The 18,561-nt window shown below is 37.4% G+C and carries 18 protein-coding genes; 5 read left to right on the top strand and 13 right to left on the bottom strand.

The genetic code is table 11. The features are described from left to right. Nucleotides 1-117 precede the first annotated feature (117 nt). From fni to OEV98_RS16030, 6 genes are all read right to left on the bottom strand, one after another. Nucleotides 118-1,149, bottom strand: a complete 1,032-nt coding sequence (gene fni, locus OEV98_RS16055) for a type 2 isopentenyl-diphosphate Delta-isomerase (protein ID WP_263074368.1) — start codon at nucleotides 1,147-1,149, stop codon at nucleotides 118-120. Nucleotides 1,150-1,184: 35 nt separating this feature from the next. After that, nucleotides 1,185-2,291, bottom strand: a complete 1,107-nt coding sequence (locus OEV98_RS16050; protein ID WP_263074367.1) for a phosphomevalonate kinase — start codon at nucleotides 2,289-2,291, stop codon at nucleotides 1,185-1,187. 34 nt (nucleotides 2,292-2,325) lie between these two features. Then, entirely contained in the window at nucleotides 2,326-3,312 is a 987-nt protein-coding gene (gene mvaD, locus OEV98_RS16045; RefSeq protein WP_263074366.1) for a diphosphomevalonate decarboxylase, read from the bottom strand. A gap of 66 nt (nucleotides 3,313-3,378) precedes the next feature. Further along, a complete protein-coding gene (mvk, locus tag OEV98_RS16040) occupies nucleotides 3,379-4,359 on the bottom strand; it encodes a mevalonate kinase (protein WP_263074365.1) in 981 nt (326 codons plus the stop codon). 79 nt (nucleotides 4,360-4,438) lie between these two features. After that, a complete protein-coding gene (locus OEV98_RS16035) occupies nucleotides 4,439-5,791 on the bottom strand; it encodes a tripartite tricarboxylate transporter permease (RefSeq protein WP_263074364.1) in 1,353 nt (450 codons plus the stop codon). After that, entirely contained in the window at nucleotides 5,792-6,064 is a 273-nt protein-coding gene (locus tag OEV98_RS16030; protein ID WP_263074363.1) for a hypothetical protein, read from the bottom strand. It abuts the gene before it with no gap. Nucleotides 6,065-6,331: 267 nt separating this feature from the next. Here OEV98_RS16030 and OEV98_RS16025 point away from each other — a divergent pair, with 267 nt between their 5' ends. Further along, nucleotides 6,332-6,754, top strand: a complete 423-nt coding sequence (locus OEV98_RS16025) for a DUF2500 domain-containing protein (RefSeq protein ID WP_317633825.1) — start codon at nucleotides 6,332-6,334, stop codon at nucleotides 6,752-6,754. A gap of 72 nt (nucleotides 6,755-6,826) precedes the next feature. Here the strand turns inward: OEV98_RS16025 and OEV98_RS16020 are convergent, their stop codons facing one another. Both OEV98_RS16020 and OEV98_RS16015 read right to left on the bottom strand, forming a co-directional pair. Beyond that, complete coding sequence (locus OEV98_RS16020; RefSeq protein ID WP_263074362.1) at nucleotides 6,827-7,375, bottom strand: NADPH-dependent FMN reductase; 549 nt, start codon at nucleotides 7,373-7,375, stop codon at nucleotides 6,827-6,829. Nucleotides 7,376-7,525: 150 nt separating this feature from the next. Continuing rightward, nucleotides 7,526-7,981, bottom strand: a complete 456-nt coding sequence (locus OEV98_RS16015) for a MarR family winged helix-turn-helix transcriptional regulator (protein WP_263074361.1) — start codon at nucleotides 7,979-7,981, stop codon at nucleotides 7,526-7,528. Nucleotides 7,982-8,485: 504 nt separating this feature from the next. On the opposite strand from OEV98_RS16015, the gene OEV98_RS16010 reads away from it, so the two are divergent. From OEV98_RS16010 to OEV98_RS16000, 3 genes are all read left to right on the top strand, one after another. After that, a complete protein-coding gene (locus tag OEV98_RS16010; protein WP_263074360.1) occupies nucleotides 8,486-9,214 on the top strand; it encodes an ABC transporter ATP-binding protein in 729 nt (242 codons plus the stop codon). Continuing rightward, nucleotides 9,211-9,972 carry an ABC transporter permease gene (locus OEV98_RS16005; RefSeq protein ID WP_263074359.1) on the top strand — a complete coding sequence of 254 codons (762 nt, stop codon included), beginning with the start codon at nucleotides 9,211-9,213 and terminating at the stop codon, nucleotides 9,970-9,972. The genes OEV98_RS16010 and OEV98_RS16005 overlap by 4 nt, the downstream gene beginning before the upstream one ends. Nucleotides 9,973-10,090: 118 nt before the next feature. Next, nucleotides 10,091-11,242, top strand: coding sequence for an acyl-CoA dehydrogenase family protein (locus OEV98_RS16000; protein WP_263074358.1), 1,152 nt, complete (start codon nucleotides 10,091-10,093; stop codon nucleotides 11,240-11,242). Nucleotides 11,243-11,295: 53 nt separating this feature from the next. Here OEV98_RS16000 and OEV98_RS15995 read toward each other — a convergent pair whose 3' ends face one another. After that, nucleotides 11,296-12,633: a DUF4179 domain-containing protein gene (locus OEV98_RS15995; RefSeq protein ID WP_263074357.1), complete on the bottom strand. Its 1,338-nt coding sequence runs from the start codon at nucleotides 12,631-12,633 to the stop codon at nucleotides 11,296-11,298. After that, entirely contained in the window at nucleotides 12,626-13,150 is a 525-nt protein-coding gene (locus tag OEV98_RS15990) for a sigma-70 family RNA polymerase sigma factor (RefSeq protein WP_263074356.1), read from the bottom strand. The genes OEV98_RS15995 and OEV98_RS15990 overlap by 8 nt, the downstream gene beginning before the upstream one ends. Nucleotides 13,151-13,476: 326 nt before the next feature. Here OEV98_RS15990 and OEV98_RS15985 point away from each other — a divergent pair, with 326 nt between their 5' ends. After that, complete coding sequence (locus OEV98_RS15985; protein ID WP_263074355.1) at nucleotides 13,477-15,573, top strand: DNA topoisomerase III; 2,097 nt, start codon at nucleotides 13,477-13,479, stop codon at nucleotides 15,571-15,573. Nucleotides 15,574-15,811: 238 nt separating this feature from the next. On the opposite strand, the gene ybaK is transcribed toward OEV98_RS15985, so the two are convergent. From ybaK to OEV98_RS15970, 3 genes are all read right to left on the bottom strand, one after another. Further along, nucleotides 15,812-16,285 (bottom strand): Cys-tRNA(Pro) deacylase, encoded by a 474-nt coding sequence (gene ybaK / locus OEV98_RS15980; RefSeq protein WP_263074493.1) that lies wholly within the window; start codon nucleotides 16,283-16,285, stop codon nucleotides 15,812-15,814. Nucleotides 16,286-16,296: 11 nt separating this feature from the next. Then, nucleotides 16,297-17,415 carry an NAD(P)/FAD-dependent oxidoreductase gene (locus OEV98_RS15975; RefSeq protein WP_317633824.1) on the bottom strand — a complete coding sequence of 373 codons (1,119 nt, stop codon included), beginning with the start codon at nucleotides 17,413-17,415 and terminating at the stop codon, nucleotides 16,297-16,299. 227 nt (nucleotides 17,416-17,642) lie between these two features. Then, on the bottom strand, nucleotides 17,643-18,332 hold the full coding sequence (locus tag OEV98_RS15970) for a YesL family protein (protein WP_263074354.1): 690 nt from the start codon (nucleotides 18,330-18,332) through the stop codon (nucleotides 17,643-17,645). Nucleotides 18,333-18,561: the final 229 nt, after the last annotated feature.

Below are 18,561 nucleotides of genomic sequence, written 5' to 3'. Positions count from 1 at the left end.
GTATGGAACAAGTTGATGCAATTTGCCTAAGTAAATAAATAAAAAGAGGATCTTCCATTTGTGAGATCCTCTTTTCTATACAACCAATATGAAAAACCAAGTCTGAAAAGTAGATAATTAGCGATATATTTTTACCCGCTCTGTTTGCGCTAATTCTGAAATCGAAGCCACACCAATTCCAAACATCGCCATTTTCAATTCTAATTCTCTTGTTTCCATTACTTCTAATACAGCTTCCACTGACTCTGTTGCAGCTTTTAAAATAGAACGACCGAAGCCTACAAGATTAGCGCCTAAAGCAATTGCCTTTGCACCATCAAGGCCAGTGTACATTCCGCCACTTGCAACTAACGGTATGTTTGCCACTGTATCTTTAACGGAAAGAAGGCAGTCTACTGTCGGATTTCCCCATTCACTAAATGCCTCTGCTGCGATTTTTTTCGCTTTCTCCTGTGAGCGTAGTTTTTCCACTTGGCTCCAAGAGGTTCCACCTGCCCCAGCAACATCAACATAAGAAATTCCAGCATCATACAATTTCTTCGCAACTTCTCCGTCGATTCCCCAGCCTACTTCCTTTACACCTACCGGAGCATCTAATTGACTACATAATTGTTTAATTTTTGGAAGAAGATCTTTAAAGTTTGTATTCCCCTCCTGTTGAACAACTTCTTGAATACTATTTAAATGGAGAACTAATGAATCTGCTTCTGTTATTTCCATAATTTGGCGACATTGGTCCACACTAAAGCCATAATTTAATTGGACTGCACCTAAATTTGCGATAATTGGTACATTCGGGGCATATTTTCTTAACTGAAAAGAAGCACGATGCTCGGTACTTTCAATAAGTGCACGAGTGGATCCTAATGCAACCACCCAGCCCTTCTCCTCAGCAGCAATGGCTAGATTTCGATTAATTGATTCTGCCATTGCTGCGCCACCTGTCATCGAGCTTATTAAAAACGGTGCCTTTACTTGCCAATCTAAAAATTTTGTTGCTAAATCAATTTCATGAAAATCTATTTCTGGTAGCGCATTATGAATAAATCTCACATTCTCTAGGCCAGTTGAAATATTATTACCAGTTACCTTTTCATTTAAGACAATATTAATATGCTCTGATTTGCGTTGATTAATGGAATCTTTCATCCTAACACCTACTCTCTAAAAAGGATAGACAATCGTTAACTAGCTACCGTTGTTGCTCCTACTGAGGAAACATGAAGTGGTAACGGAACAATACCACTTTGCTCCCATTCCTTATATAGCTTGTCCAAATCGGTATTTGCTCGTAGAAATGCGATTCCACAGTCGCCACCACCTGCACCAGAGGATTTTCCACTTCCATATTTGTTTGCAATTTCAATTAATGCTACAAGCTCAGGTGTTTCAATAGATACACCCGTATACATTCCGAGCACCTTTAATGCTTCCCGATTTTCAGTAAGACTTTTTATTGCACCTTCTAAATCGTTCGTTTGAAAGCATTCAATTAAAGCGGTAACTGCCGATTGACTTTTATTCAAGAAATCCTTGTATAACGGTATATAATCATTTTTGAGCAATTGAATCTTTTCAACCATTGGTGCAGTTTTTGCACTCTCCCCCGTCCAGCCAATGCAAAGCTGTAACCCTTCTGGTGGAGTTACCCGCCGAATAAACAATTGTGGCCAATCGGCTCTTACAATCTCCGTTAATTGTTTGCTTTGCTTCATTTGATGGGAGAGCCACTCTGGTCGGAAGCTGACATATTGTAACCAACCACCATACGTCGAGGCCGCAATATCTGCACAAGAGCCATTTCCTTGCGTTCGATAATGAGCAATCGCCGATAATTTATAAATTAATTCCTTCGTTGGTTGGATTTTTTCACCCGCATAAAAATGCAGCATAGAAGTGATGACCGATACAACAATGGCTGCACTAGAGCCTAGCCCATATTTCCTTCCAGAACGATCATCTAACTCACTCGTTACTGTAAACGAAAACGGTTGTAATGGAATGCTTTGCTCTTTCAAATATTGATTGACTAAGGAAATTGCATTTTTTATAAATACTAGTTTTGGACTATCAACATTTAGCTTTAATCCTTTCTCATTTTCTTTCCAAGTAACCGTAGGAAAGTTAAGCTGCGGAAGCGAGAGAATATTTTCCGTACTTGCTTTAATTTTACCCGTTATATAACGATCCACTGCAATTACAATAGCCTGTTGTCCTTTTTCAAGAATAGCATACTCACCTGCGATGAATAATTTACCTGGTACTTTAATAACCATTTCTTTATTTTGCATAAATTTTCTCCTTTCTTCTCGAGTTAACAAATTCTCAAGAAGAAGTAGGTACATATGTCACACCTGGTCCCGGATGACATACAAAAATTTCCCGTACAGCTACCAAACTATTTAATGCAGCAATAACTTGCTGTTCATCCTTAGGCTCACATAAAACTTTAACATTTGGTCCTGCATCAATTGTAAAATACGCCTGTATACCATTTGAACGCAAGGAGGCTACTTCCTCCATTACTTCCAGTGTACCACTTTGCCAATATAAAAATGGTGGATCTGCTCCTAATGTAGTCGCATGCATTTTCAATGCGTTTTTTTCTACAACCGTTCCGAGCATTTCAAAATCCTTTACTGCAAGTGCTTGTTTTACGATTGATAGATCATTATCCACTGATTGTAACCAACCGTCATAAAATACAGATGTATCTACTGTTCGTTTCATTCCTTCACGACTTAGCACTTTTTTCGGCTTACTTTCAAGCATTACAGATAAAACCGTTAAATCCCATTCCTTTGCATCTAAAATTGGTACTGCATAGGAATCAGTGCCATCCGATTTCTCTCCTTTTTGCCATTCAACATATCCTCCATAAATGGAACGACACGCAGAACCCGATCCACGTCTTGCAATTTGCGATAACATACGCCTATCTACCGCTAAGCCAATTGCCTTTGTGGCAGCTGCAGCTAAGGCGGCTAATCCTGAAGCAGATGATGCAAACCCTGCTGCAGTTGGTACGTTATTAATGGAATGAATAATGGCATATTCCTGTTTTCCAGCTAATTTTCTAATTACATCAAGGAATTTTGTGATTTTTTTCTGTTCTTTTTCATTTACTTGTTGCCCATCTAAATAAAATTCATCGGTAGCTTGCTCTTTATTAAACTCTACCGTTGTAGTTGTATAAAATTTATCTAATGTAATGGAAAGACTGCTATTCGTTGGTAAAATTAATGCTTCGTTTCTTTTTCCCCAATATTTAATTAATGCAATATTTGTATGGGCTTTTGCCGTTGCCTTCAAGCGTTAACACTCCTAGTTTCTATCAGATCTTTTTTTTATATCTTCTCGTCTATAATAAAGTGAATACTATTGGATTTGAGATGTAATAGCTTTCTTGCTTTCTGCAACTTTAACATACCAAGTATTTCTAGCACCTTCTTTAAGAAGTATGTTTGATATTTCTTTTACTTGATTTGCATTGCTTGCCAAAGCAATAATACAGCCGCCCTTTCCACCACCAGTTAATTTTACACCAAGGGCGCCAGCCTTTTGGGCTAAATTAACTAAATTATTTATACCTTCATCACTAACCCCAAGCTTGTCTAGCTCTATTTGTGCAAGATTCAATAATTCTCCTAGTAACACAATATTTCCTTCATTTAGCGCATCTCTTGCTCGAATCGTATAATCCTCCAAAAGATTAATCGAATTCCGCGTAGCCTCCGGTTCTCTCTCGTAATTTAATTTAATACTATCGACTGCAGATTTTGTATCTCCAATCCTTCCGGTATCCGCAACAATAAGATAAAAGGGTGCACCAATAGAAACCGGTAATGTTTCCTTCCCTTTCTGAAACCAAACCGGATGTTCACTAGATGCTGCCATCATATCAATTCCGCTTGGATTTCCATGTGCATAGGTCTCGGCAATATTGACAAGTCTCATTAGCTGCTTCCTATCCAATTTTTGATCAAAATAAGTGTACAGCCCACGAACTATTGCAATTGCTAATGCTGCACTGGATCCAAGCCCTCTACCAATTGGGATACTAGAATGCAATGATATCCGGAGACCCTTCTCATCTTTGCCAAGGTTTTTCAATGTTTCCTTTATACATGCAGCAATTCCCCGCATTTTTTTCGGAATTTCGTCTATTGTTCCTAAAAATGTTTCACTATCAATCAAAAGATTAGATGAGTCGGTCGTATCGACAGTGGCTGTAACTTTTAGGGATGTAAATGGTAGTGCAATAGCCGGTTTTCCGTAGACGACTGAATGCTCCCCTAATAAAATTATTTTACTGTGTGCAGTACCTTCCGCTTTTTTCTTTGGAGGGTTAAACAACAATGTTATTCCCTACTTTCTTTAATGACTAATTTTTGATAGCTTCAATTCTAGATGTGTTTATAGCTTTTTTAGTAATGTATTATGCCAATATAGAGATAATCCAAGGAGCAGAGTATAACACCATAAATTGCACTCCAAAATTAACTCCCCAACGATGAAGGACACCTGCAACTAGCCCAATTAATAGGACACCACCTATATTCATCCAACCGGCATCCATAAAGGCTAACAATAATACTAAACCTAAAAACAAGCCTAATATTGCTTCATGTGGAATCCATTTAAAAACAAACGTACAAATTTGCTTCGAATAACGAACAATAACGAAATAAGTAAGCACCAATGAAATTCCGATACCTATTAATGTTGCCCAAAGGAAATCACCCATCGATAATATATGATGTAGATTATGCTCAAGTGTAAAAACAGGTGGCGCATTAAACAATGCATTTGCCGGTCCTAATGCAACAGAAGAAAGCGGAATTCCTAAGGCAATCAGTGGAATTAACGATCCCGAAATGTAAGTAGCATTCGCTAATGCTTCCATACAAGCAATTGCAAGTGAGGATTTTTTCACTGGATCCTTTTCTCGGTTAGAAAATAACTCCCCAATTAATGTCGTTGTTCCTACCGCACTTAAAATGAATGTAAACGATCCAATCGCAGAAGCGAGAGAGCTTAATCCAATTTCCTTCGGTGATAAAATTTTAAATGGATTTGGAAATCCTTTATCTTGTTTCGTTTCATTAAATACTATCGTGTTTTTTCGATTACGTACAAGGCTGGTTCTTTTTTCTTTATTAAGCAAATCAAATAATGTAATGATAACTGGACCAATTGTAATTCCTAAAAAGAACGAGATAAATACATTGGTTCCTTCTGGTACGATATTTAAGCTCCAATATAAACTACGTAACCCTTGAATTAACAATGCAAACGGAATAATGATAATGAGTGCAAGCCAACGATTTTTCGACAATAACGCAAGTAAAACTGCACCTGCAAATAGAAGTGGGTTCGCATAATCTTTAATAACATCAGACACAGGGATTAATGCACTTGCCAACAAAAGGCTAATTGGCACCGATACAAGTGTCCCTATTACAGATCCAGAAACCATTTTTCGAATACTCGTATCCGATTCCCCATAGCGTTTCAATACGAGGGCATGCTCAACCATCGGTGTAGCCATAACTCCACCTGGAATCCCAGCAACTGCTACTGGAACAGAATCGGTTAGTTTATGTGCAATGATTGCGGATAAATAAAATGTTAAGACGACAATCGGTTCAATTCCAGCTAAAACAAGTGCTAATGTGATTGGTGCAATTACGGCTGTCTCGTCCGTTCCTGGTACAATACCGATAATTGTATATAATGCAGTCCCGATAAGGGCTGCAGCTATCATTGAAATAAGTAATGTTAAATCCATTTATTTTCCATCCTTCGCTGATTCAAGAATTCTTTTTGGCTTGATCAAAATACTGCAGATCGCAAACCCGAGAATGGCTCCAAATAAGCCAAAAAACAACGGCTTTGGTGGTTCATTTGGCGCAATAAAATATGCTCCTAATGTTGTAATACTGCAGATAATTAATGATAGAACTAAGTCCTTTATACTTACTACATCTTCCCAGACTTCGACATATTCAACAGCTTCATCTATATCTGGATCAATTATTAGATTTTTTTCTATTTTAGACATTTTGTTCTCCCTTCACCTAGATATAAATATATTTGTTATGCATTAGTTTCAGCTTTGCAATCAATCTTATTCAAAAACATTATAATGATAGTGATTATCATTATCAATCATTTAATGAAGCGAACCATATACCATTATAACTGTTATTTCAAATTTGTGGTTGTATTTTCCAACGAACAATGATTTTTTGCGAAAACATTTCAGAAATGAATCTATGTAATCCATCATTTCGTATTATCAATATTACTAATTTAGGAGGTATTTCATTTGCTAGACGATTTCATGTTACATGGTAATTCAATGTTTACAATTATTCCAATTTTTATCGGAATTATTTTTATTCTTGTATTTGGATTTATCCTATTTTCCATTATACAAAATATCGTACAATGGAAAAAAAATGAAGCGTCTCCTCGTTTAAGTGTTCCAGCTATCGTGAAAGTAAAACGTACGAATACAAGTAATAGCACACACCACCACGGGGAAACAGGTGCACATCACCACACTTCAAGTTCAACATATTTTGTTACATTTGAATTTGAAAGTGGCGATCGATCGGAATTTCGCATTACTGGGAAGGAATTTGGATTGCTTGCAGATGGTGATATTGGAACACTTACTTTTCAAGGTACAAGATATGTTAGCTTCGAAAGGCAGAAAACTGTTATAGATATCAACCATAATTTGTGAATTTGTGCTTGGACGTCAAAAAAGGCTTCTATGATGAAAATCATAGAAGCCTTTTTAATAAATTTATAGTAATTAGCGAATCGTTTTTAATGCACGGCTCCAAGCAATTACTTGATCAAGCATGTCATTTGCATTTGCCGTATGATAATCTGCTGGTTTGAATACACTCATGTTTTCAAAATCAGACATTAGAGAGAATGTAACAGCTGTACGAACATCAGCTACTTGAAGTTCTCCGAAGATTAAACGTAAGTTTTCGTGTGCACGAACGCCACCTAAACTTCCGTAACCAACTAAACCTGCTGCTTTGTTCGCTACTTCTGGTCTTAAGAAATCAAGCGCATTTTTTAATGCTCCACCAACAGCGTGGTTGTATTCTGGAGCTACGAAAATATAACCATCAAAAGATGCCATTTTTTCAGACCATGCAGCAATTGCTGCTTGTTCTGCTTCTGTAGCTTCTGCACCTAAGAAAGGTAATTTATAATCAGCAAGATCTACTAATTCATAAGTAACTTCTGCATCGTTACGTTTTGTAGCGAAATCATAAGTCCATTTTCCAACCGCTTCTGCATTACGTCCTTGACGTACACTTCCAATAATAATACCAATTTTCACCATTGATAATTCCTCCTAGATTGTATTGTTTGGTTATTCTCGAATTCGAGATAAATTCAGTATAAAATACTAGACCAAATTTGTCTATCATTTTGTATAAAAAATATATTAAATCATATATTACTAAATCGAGATATTTAGTTAAGAAAAAAATTAGAGTCCTTGCGCATGCAAGCCTAATTTTTTCGCTAAATCAATCATTAATTCTTTTTCCTTCGCATTTAATCCACCCATTATTTCATTAAGTGCTTCTGCATGCTTTGGAAAAATTTCCTCGATTAACTGTTTTCCCTCATCGGTAATAGATGCATGGGTAACACGGCGATCATTTGGGCAGGCCTTACGAGACAAAAAGTGCTTCTCTTCTAATTTGTCCACTACATACGTAATACTACTGCTTGCTAATAATATTTTTTGACCAATTTTCTGAATCGGTTGGTCTCCTTTGTGGTATAACAATTCTAGGACACCAAATTCCGTTAAGTTCAGTCCATAGCTTTTAATATTATTCACGACTTGTTTTTCAATCGATTCCAGTGCCCTTGTTAATACTACAAATAATTTTAATGATAGCGCACTTTCTTTTTCAAATTGTTCGGTTGTGTCCATAATATCAAACCCTTTGTTTAAAATATCTCGATTTCGAATTAATTATAAAACATTTTAATAAGCAATGTCAATGTTTCGTGACGTAAATTTTCACCTGTAGGAATTGCGGTTAGCTATATTTCTTTTATGCTGTTTCATATAGAGTATAGCCATCGTGCGGAAACTGAATACAGCCTGCTTTTATTCTATAATAAAGCTGTACTCCTACACCGTTATTATAGAATCCTGCTGTTTTCTAAAGGTTTGTTGTTATTTATTAGATAAATTTATTAAACGAAACGCTATGCAGACTGAATACAAGAAGACTCCCGCGGAAAAAGCGAGAAAGGGAATACCCCGCAGGAACGTTAGCCACAAAGAGGCTAGCCGTTCGCCCGCAGGAAAGCGGTGTGTATCCAGTCTGCGATCTTTTTACAAAATGCACCAATCTATACGAAACAGCCTAGGATTAAAATGAAGCTTAAAGTTTTGAATTATACATACAGATAAAGGAAGTGCATCAAAATGGATAATCATGACGCTGCTATCCAATTTATTGACGTAAATTATTCGGTTGAGGATACTTCTATATTAAAAAACCTTACCGGAATATTTCCTAAAGCGAAAATCACCACGATTGTAGGACCTTCAGGGGCAGGGAAATCTACCCTATTTCGTTTATGTAATTGCTTGCGCTCACCGAATTCAGGGGAAATCTATATTAACGGGAAACGCATTTCTGATTATGATCCCATCACATTACGAAAAATGATTGGCCTAGCACTACAAAATGCCCCAATGATAAGCGGAACCGTATGGAATAACTTAGAATTACCGTTAAAATTACAAGGGAAACAATTGATAGAGGAGGAAGCAAAAAGGCTTTTACTATTAGTTGGCTTAGAGGAAAAATTTTTATTTCATAAAGTAGGGGATTTATCTGGTGGACAACGACAAAAGGTTTCCATTGCAAGAACGCTCGTCAATCGTCCAAAGGTGCTATTGCTTGATGAAATTACTTCCTCTCTCGATCGGGTATCCCAGCATGAAATCGAAGAATTAATTGTAAAAATTAACAAGGAATTTTCGACCACTGTTATTTGGATCACTCATAATTTACAGCAAGCAATAAATGTCAGTGATTATACGTGGGTGTTAATGAACGGAGAACTTGTGGAAGCAGGGGATGCTTCCATTCTTACATCACCAACGAATGAGCGTGTCCAACAGTTTGTAAAGGGGGAATCATTTTGAACTATATTACCTTATTATTAGCACTCATCTTTGTCATACTCCCACTTATTCTTTCGAAAACATTACATTTAGATTTAGAAAAGGATACGATAATTGCTACCGTACGTTCAATCATTCAACTACTCCTTGTTGGCTACCTATTACATTATGTGTTTGATTCAGATCACTTTTTCTATATTTTGCTAATGTTAATATTAATGATTAGTGCTGCTACCCAGAATGCACGAAAAAAAGGGGGAAGTGTTACAGGAATTACTTGGAAATTAGTCGTTACCTTTGTTTTTATTGAAATATTAACACAGGGGATACTAATTGGACTTCATATCACACCTGCAAAGGCACAATATATTATACCGATTAGTGGGATGGTTATCGGTAACTCGATGGTCCTTGCCATCCTATTTTTAAATCGCTTTACATCAGAAATAGAGGCACATCATGAGGAAACGGAATTAATCCTTTCCCTTGGTGGTACACCAAAGCAAGCCGTGCATATTCCATTAATAACAGCCATTAAATCCAGTACTATTCCAACCATTGAAAGCCAAAAAACGATTGGCCTCGTCCAATTACCCGGGATGATGAGTGGCCAAATAATTGCTGGCGCGGACCCAATCCAAGCAGTTCAGTTTCAATTATTAATTCTATTTCTACTACTATCTACAGCAGTGATAACTAGTGCATTACTTGGCTATTTATCGTATCCTAGTCTTTTTAATAAAAAAATGCAATTAATCAAAACAAATTTCTCTAGCTAAAATAAACTCATCGATACTGGAATCGTTTTGATTTCATATACAGTCGATAATTGTTAATATATTTGTAAAGTAAAGAAACTCATTTTGTCTACACTTGTTGATGGAGGCGAGTATTACAATGGCATCATTTATAAAAACACCCGAACAACAAGAATTACTTACGAAAATAAATCAGTTAAAACAAGTTTTTACGGAACGTGAACCACAATTGGATGCACTTGGTTCCTTCCCCTTTCAAGATTTTGAGGATTTAAAGAAAATCAACTATCATACTTTAACTCTCCCAAAGGAATATGGCGGTCAAGGAATGGGGCTTTATGAATACATTCTATGCCAAGAAGCTATAGCAGAAGGCAGTGGTTCCACCGGTCTCTGTATTGGTTGGCATAATGGAATTATTTTAGAGTACGCAGAAAATCGGCATTGGAATGAAGAAACTGCAAGTTGGCTGCTAACGGCAGTAAAAAATGGGGCTATTATAAATACAGCAGCATCTGAAAGAAATGCTGGTAGTCCAACACGTGGAGCACTGCCGAAAACGAGCGTTAAAAGAAACGGAAATCAATTGCTAATTAACGGGGAAAAAACCTTTACCTCGCTTGCTCCAATTCTTGACTACTTTCTTGTAACCGCAACAAATGAGCAATCAGAAGTGGAATTAGTCATTATTCCAAGAGACATTACTGGACTTTCCATAAAAGAAACTTGGGATAGTGTCGCAATGCGCGGAACAGCCAGTCATACACTTTTACTAGAGAATGTAACAGTGCCTGAGCATTTTGTACTCTCTAATACAGCTTACCAGAAATCTCTTTATAAAGGGTGGCTGCTTCATATTCCTGCTTGCTACATTGGGATAGCTGCTGCCGCACGAAATTACGCTATCGGCTTTGCGGCGAGCTATGTGCCAGCATCATTCGGGAAACCAATAGCAGAGGCACCAAATATTAAGCAGATTATCGGTGATATAGAGCTAGAGCTAGCAACTGCAAGGCATTTATTATACGGAACGATTGAACGCTATGAACAATCCAACCAGAAAGAAAGCTTGGAGGAAGCATTAGAGGTAACGAAACTAGCAGTCACTAATGCAGCTATTTCCATAGTGGATAAGGCAATGAAAATTGTTGGTGCTCGTGCATTGTCTGCCTCTAACCAAATGCACCGCTACTACCTAAATGTTCGGGCGGGACTCTACAATCCACCCATGGAAGATGTCGTTAAAGGGAAACTAGCAAACAAAGCAATTCAATCCTTTCAGCAAAAATAATAAATGTCCCTCCTATCGTGTCTATAGGAGGGCTATTTATTATCGCTAATCCCTTATTTTATTTTTATGGTCGTCTTTTGTTCAATTCTCGACGGAAAGTCGGAAATTTCCAAGTACAGCGGACTCGCATTCACCACGTTTTTCACGGAGATTTCTGTCATAAAGCCTAATTCGCTTGAACGGTAGGAGCTGGAGCCTCCTAATGAATATTCATTGCCATCATGATCAAAATAACGATTATTAAAAATTTCATAGAATTGATTAGTATCAAATGCATTTGTTTGTTTTATCGAAAAGGTTAATCTCACTATATCTTTCTCTTTCACAACCTTTGATAAAGAGAGCAATTCCTCCGGTTTTTTTATTAGCTGCTCCTTCGTTAAATCGACTACCACCTCCATTTGATCCTTATCTAACGCTCGTATACTAGAAAATTGCAAATATAATTCCTCTGGTTTTTCAAAGTAATTGCTTTCTAAATATAACATTTCCTCGTTTGCATTTATTGTTGTACCAGATACACCGTTTTTAACACTTGCCCATTCCTCACCATCCTCGTTTAGAATGACTAGATCATCGAAGCTAAATAGCTCCTTCGTGTTTGCCTCATCATATTTTACATGGATAGCAATTCTTGTTGGATAAATCGTTACCTCTTGAAAGGTAAGCTTTTGTCCTTCAACGGTAACGGTTTTATTCAATGGAAAAGTTTCCTTATTAGCACTAAACTTTTCTTTATCTACCAGAAAATGAATATTCCAGGTTTCTTTATTGTCTATTTCGTTTGCTTGAAAGCTTAAATTTAGATTTAACTCGTCGGGTATATCCACCCCATCAAGGAAGCCAACATCCATTTTCCCTTTCACTGTCTCCCCTGCAACCACATCTATATGTGCTCCATTTGCTAATGTACCAACAATATCTTCCCCATCTTGATTCGTAATTTCCACTTTTGAAGCAATAATAGAATCATAGTTTTCCTCTGTAGTTATCGAATAAAAAATGAATAGCCTTTGTTCATCTACTATAATTTCATCTACCGTAAACGTTATCCCCTGTTTTGTTTGTGACTTTCCTACTACTTGCACATAATCATTTGCAACGGCAGACTCTAAGCCTTTGTCTCCTTGAATAACAGAAACTAATCGTTCGAATCCAGGAATTTGCCTGACAATACTAGCAAAGACAGGAGAAATCCGTATGGAAATAACCGAAAAGAATAATAATGCGGCAACCGCAATGGCTGAATAAAAGGTCCGTCTCCCTTTCCTCCGATAATTCGTTGCTTTTTGAATTCCAGCATAAATATAATTATCAATGGTCTCCGGTATTGGAATCTCTGCAAATTTATTTTTAGCTTCTGTTAATTGTTCCTCTTCCTTATTACCCATGAAATTCGCCCCCTTCTTCTAACTGCTTCCGTAACATTCGCAGTGCTTTGTTTAACCAAGTCTTTACTGTCCCAGATGGTCGTTTAAGTACATATGCAATTTGTTCGATTGTCATATCTTGAAAATATTTCAGAACAATCACTTCCTGAAGCTTCGGATCCAGTGTTTGGATAGCTGCTTCGATACTAAGTCTAGCGTCATTTTCCTTTACATGGGCGAGCAGAAGCTCCGTTGGCTCCTTTCCACTCAACCGTTTCCTTCGCTTCCATTCATCATTACAATAATTCATCATAATTCTCGTTAGCCATGTTGAAAAATATTTAGGTTCTTTTACTTTTTTAATATTTTTATAGGCTCGATACGTCACTTCCTGAATTGCCTCTAATGAATCTGCTTCATTTTTTAAATAGGCATACGCTACTCGATATAATTGTTCTTTATGAACAGTAAGTAGTTGAAAGAATGCTTCCTGGTCCCCTTTTTGTGCTTCCTTCAACAGTTGTTCGACCATATCCATATTTACACCCCGATTCTTCCTCTTCCCCCATTAGACTCTACAGCCTTGCAAACAGTTTTAGTAAATTTCATTTTTTTAGCATACCATAAATTACTATGTTCCTCTTTTTGCATTCGTTATGTTTTGGTACGAATTTGGATTAGCAGTCCTATCCATTACATTTTTATGACCGTTACGCTATACTAAGTAAATGCAAGAACAAAATATTGGATTATAGAAAACCAAATGTATGTATTTCATTCATTACTTTCCAACGTTCATTAACTAAAATCAAATAGTATAAATGCTTGTTTGTACGTAAATTTCATCAACTGAAAGGAGATATTATGAAGTCACTTGTACTCGCAGAAAAGCCTAGTGTTGCTCGAGAAATTGCACGAGTTCTTGGTTGCCGCGAATCACATAAAAGCTATATAGAAGGTAAGCAATATATTGTGACATGGGCACTTGGGCATCTTGTAGAATTAAAAATGCCAGAACACTATGATAGTAAATATAAAACATGGAAGCTTGAGGATTTGCCAATTATTCCGGAGAAAATGGGGCTTAAAGTGATTAAACAGACAAGCCATCAATTCCGAGCAATTGAAGGACTTGCAAAGCGAAATGATATTAAGGAAGTCATCATCGCAACCGATGCAGGAAGGGAAGGAGAGCTTGTCGCTCGGTGGATTTTAGAAAAACTCCGCTGGAGAAAGCCAATTAAACGACTTTGGATTTCTTCCGTTACAGATCGGGCAATTCAAGATGGCTTTAAGCAACTAAAGCCTGGAAAACAATTCGAGCATTTGTATCAATCCGCCATTTGTCGTGCAGAGGCTGACTGGTTAATTGGTTTAAATGTATCTAGAGCATTAACAACTAAATACAAGGATCCCCTTTCTGCTGGACGTGTTCAAACGCCAACACTATCGATTATCATTGATCAGGAAAAGCAAATCCAAACTTTTGTGCCGAAAACATATTGGACCGTTCAAGCAAAGGTCGGCCCACTTCAAACAGACTGGGAAAAAGCTGGGGAAAAACGAATATTTTCAAAAGAAACTGCAGAAAAAATTGTCTCCACTGTTAGCGGAAAACAAGCGATAATTCGCGATATTAATAGAAAAGAAAAATCCGAACAACAGCCGCTCCCATATGACTTGAACGAACTACAAAGAGATGCCAATAAACGTTTTGGTTTTTCTGCAAAGAAAACATTAAATACATTGCAAAAATTATATGAAGAGCATAAACTCGTGACTTATCCACGAACCGATTCTCGTTATTTAACAAATGATATGAAGGAAACAATGATTGACCGGCTACACGGTATCGCTAACGCATATAAAGAGGATGTTCGACCGATTCTTGCAAACAAAGGGAAAGTATTGGCAAATCGCGTGTTTAATAATGCTAAGGTTTCCGATCACCACGCAATTATTCCAACCGAGCAGCAGGTCCATATTGGCGATTTATCAGCAGATGAAAGAAAGCTGTACGATCTCATCGTCCGTCGATTCTTAACACTATTCCATTCACCATATAAATACGAAACCATTCAAGTGGTCATGGACATTGAAGGTGAAACATTCACTGCTAAAGAAAAAGTAATTATGGAGTTTGGCTTCAAAAAGGTTTCCGGAAATCATGAGATGGACGAATCTCCCCAAAGACTTGGTAACCTTACAAAAGGTCAAAAATTATTCGTACACTCTGCGGAATTCCAAGAACGACTAACAGAGCCACCAAGCCGTTTTTCTGAATCAGACTTGCTGTATCATATGGAGAAATATGGACTTGGAACACCTGCTACAAGAGCAGAAATTATCGAAAGACTTGTTTCAACAGAAGTAGTCGAACGAAACAATGGAAAGTTCCATTCTACTCCAAAAGGAAAACAGTTAATGGAGCTAGTGAATAATGAATTAAAATCACCTGAACTAACGGCAAAATGGGAGAGAGAGCTCGAGATGATCGCTCTTGGCAAAGGAAATCCCGCTAGCTTTTTACAAAATATTCGCCAACAAACAAAGAACCTAGTATCTGAGATTGTCAAAAGTGAGAAATCGTACCGAGCACATAACTTAACAGGTTCGAAATGTCCAGAATGCGGATCCTTTTTAAAGGAACGTAATACGAAAGAAGGTAAAATACTTGTTTGCTCTAGTCAGAGCTGTTCCTATCGTCGAAGAAAAGACCCGAAATTGTCTAATCGCCGCTGTCCACAATGTCATAAAAAAATGGAAATGCATAATGGAGTAGCTGGTGTATACTTCCAGTGTCGTACCTGTAATGTAGTGGAGAAAGCAGCTGAGAAGAAAAAAGCAGTGAACAAGCGCGAGGAGCGAAAATTGCTGCAAAAATATACGCAAAAAGAGGACTCCTTTGGTACTAGTCTTGGTGATTTATTAAAGGCAGCAATGGAAGATAATAAAGAGTAATTACCATAGGAAAAAGAGGCTGGGACATAACAATTGATGTTTAAATGTAAGAGATAGCGGAGGAAATATACGTAGACTCCTGCGGGAAAAGCATAAGCCGAAGACCCCGCTCGAAGCGTAGCGGAGGAGGCTTTTGCCATGTCCGCGGAAAGCGAAGTATATTTCCGGAGCGAATTTACCTACTTAACTTTGTTTGGATTCTCTTACATAAAAATTACTTTTGTCCCAGCCTCTTTTTTCATTTTATAACATCTACAAATTTAGCATGAACAACATTTGCCAATGCTTCTGGGGCAAGTTCCATTTGCATTCCAATTTTCCCTGCACTGACGACCATGCTCGGTAGGTCTTTCGCATGTAAATCAATGAAGGTCGGATAGCTTTTTTTCATACCGATCGGGGAGCACCCTCCGCGAATATAGCCAGTATACTTTTGTAAATCCTTCACATGAAGCATTTCAATCTTTTTTTCCCCTGCCGCTTTCGCAGCCTTCTTTAAATCTAGTTCTGCCATAACCGGGATGACAAATATGTAAATATTTTGTCCTTGATGGGTGACCAATGTTTTAAAAACTGTTGCCTCTGCTCGATTAATTTTATCCGCAACCGTTGTCCCATTTATTTTCCCATCGTTCACATCATATGTAAAAATATTGTAATTAATTTTTTCCTTATCCAATATTCGGATTGCATTAGTTTTTGTACTCATAATTCTCACCCTTTTTACAAATCGATTGCTTCTGATACATCATAAAGCTCGAGTTCAATATCGACTGCATACCCAGACACTAATTTCGCCAGCTGTGCCCCGAGAAATGGTCCAACGGTTAAACCAGAGGCACCAAGACCATTGGCTACATAAAGTCCTTTATAGGCGGGAATTTCTCCGATGATTGGTAGGTAGCCTGGAGTAAATGGTCGAAACCCAACCCTTGCCTCTAAAAATGTTGCCTGCTTCATGCCGGGAGCTATTGATAATGCTTTTTCGAATACTTCGTGGAGTCCACCAACGGTTACCCGATTATCAAAACCCATATTATTTTCATGTGTCGCACCTATTACCATTTTTCCATCCTCAAAGGCAAGAATATATTGATCATTCGGTGGAATCACTACCGGCCAATTGGCGGTTTCATGATTGTCTAATTGCAAATGGACAATTTGTGCCTTTTGTGAGGTTACTTGAAAATCGATTCCTAATGGTTTTAATAATTCATTAGCCCAAGCGCCTGCCGTATTTATGATTGCATCTGCCTCATAAAAATCGTGCCCTATTTGTACTCCTGTTATTTTACCTTCATAATGTTCGATAGTTGCCGAGCCATTAATAAATGTTGCACCATGCTTTGTTGCAGCATTTATTAATGCATTTCTTAGCGAGCGACCATTAACACGAGCAGCACCGCTGACGAAAACAGCACCATAATGATCAGCAAGAGGTGGGAAAAGTTTAGTTGTTTCTTCTGGGGATAATACCCGAACATCCCCGATTTCTGGTGCCTCTTCCCGTCTTTTAATTGCTCGTTCTGCCATTTTTATTAATTTTTCTTCATCTGTATGGATACTTAAGGCACCTACCTGATGATATCCTGTTTCCGTTTCTCCATCTTCTATTAATTGTTGAATCAAGGAGGCATAATATGCAGCACCATCCTTTGCAAGAGCATACCACGCCTTATTTCTCCGTTGAGACAGCCAAGGACAAATGATTCCGGCTGCTGCATCTGTCGCCTGACCAGCATCCTTCCGATCCACAACAATTACCTCTGCGCCAAGCTTTGCTAAATGGTATGCAGTAGAAGCTCCTAAAACACCGGCACCAATAACAATACATTTTTTCATTTCAAACACCTTATCTTCTTTAGTTATACTCTTATTGTAACGCACTTTTTCGCGCAAATAAAATAGACTATACCATTTTGTATAGCCCTCCATTCGGATTTCAACCATTTTTATTTAGTAGGTGGGACAAATTCATTAAAGTCACTCGATTCGACAATAATTGCTACTAAACCAGTATTAACGGCTTTATAAAGAAAGAACCGATTTTTTCGATTGATACTATATTATTATTTTTCAGGATTACTAACAAGCTTTAAATAGCGGCGGTAAAAAGCGGAAAAGGATAAATATGCAACTAATGAAAACGTAAAAAATGGCAGTAAAAATAATAAACCATTAATACTCATATAAAAAATTATCCCATTACTCACAAGGACAACAACGGCTAATAATGGACTACCAACCGTGATAAGAAAGGCTTTCTTTAATAATACGATTAACTTTTCATTATAATGTGCTTGAATGGAAAACAAGTTGATCGTATACACATATAATAGGAAACCCATTAATAGGAAGGAGCCCATGAATAATACAGATTCCTTACTAAAGTAGTAATAATCAACACCCCAAATAACCCACACAATAGTAAGCAAGACTCCAACACCAACACTCTGCTTATAATTTTCACGATAATATTTCCAAAAGAATCGAATTAAGGAATGTTCCTCCTTTTGCATCACCCAATTTCGAGCAGATGCAAACATCGCAGTAGTAGCAGGGAATAATAATAGTGGCGCTAGAATTACTGCAGGTATTATTAATTGGATGGTGCTATCGTTAGTTTTGTTCATCCACATACTCACGACAATAATAACTAACGGGATATTAAACAGTAGCCACATTAAATTTATTACCGAAAATCGCATAATCCAAGTACTTATATTATTTATTCCATTAGTCAAACCGGATGAGTTCATTGGAAGCACTCCTTAACATTTTTCTTTTGTCATAAGTTAACAGTTTGATAACTTTAGGCTGTTTTCGTATAGCTTGTTGATATTTGTAAAAAGACAGCAGACAGAATACATGCGTTTCTGCTTTTCGTGGAGTCTTTGTTTACTCAGTCTGCTCAGCACTCCATTTAATAAACTTATCTCATGAAATAACAACAATCCTTGAGAAAACAGCCAAACTTTGATCTCTAGA

This window comes from Perspicuibacillus lycopersici (genome assembly GCF_025660475.1).
Lineage (GTDB): Bacteria > Bacillota > Bacilli > Bacillales > Caldibacillaceae > Perspicuibacillus > Perspicuibacillus lycopersici.
This window is presented reverse-complemented; position numbering and strand designations above follow the sequence as displayed.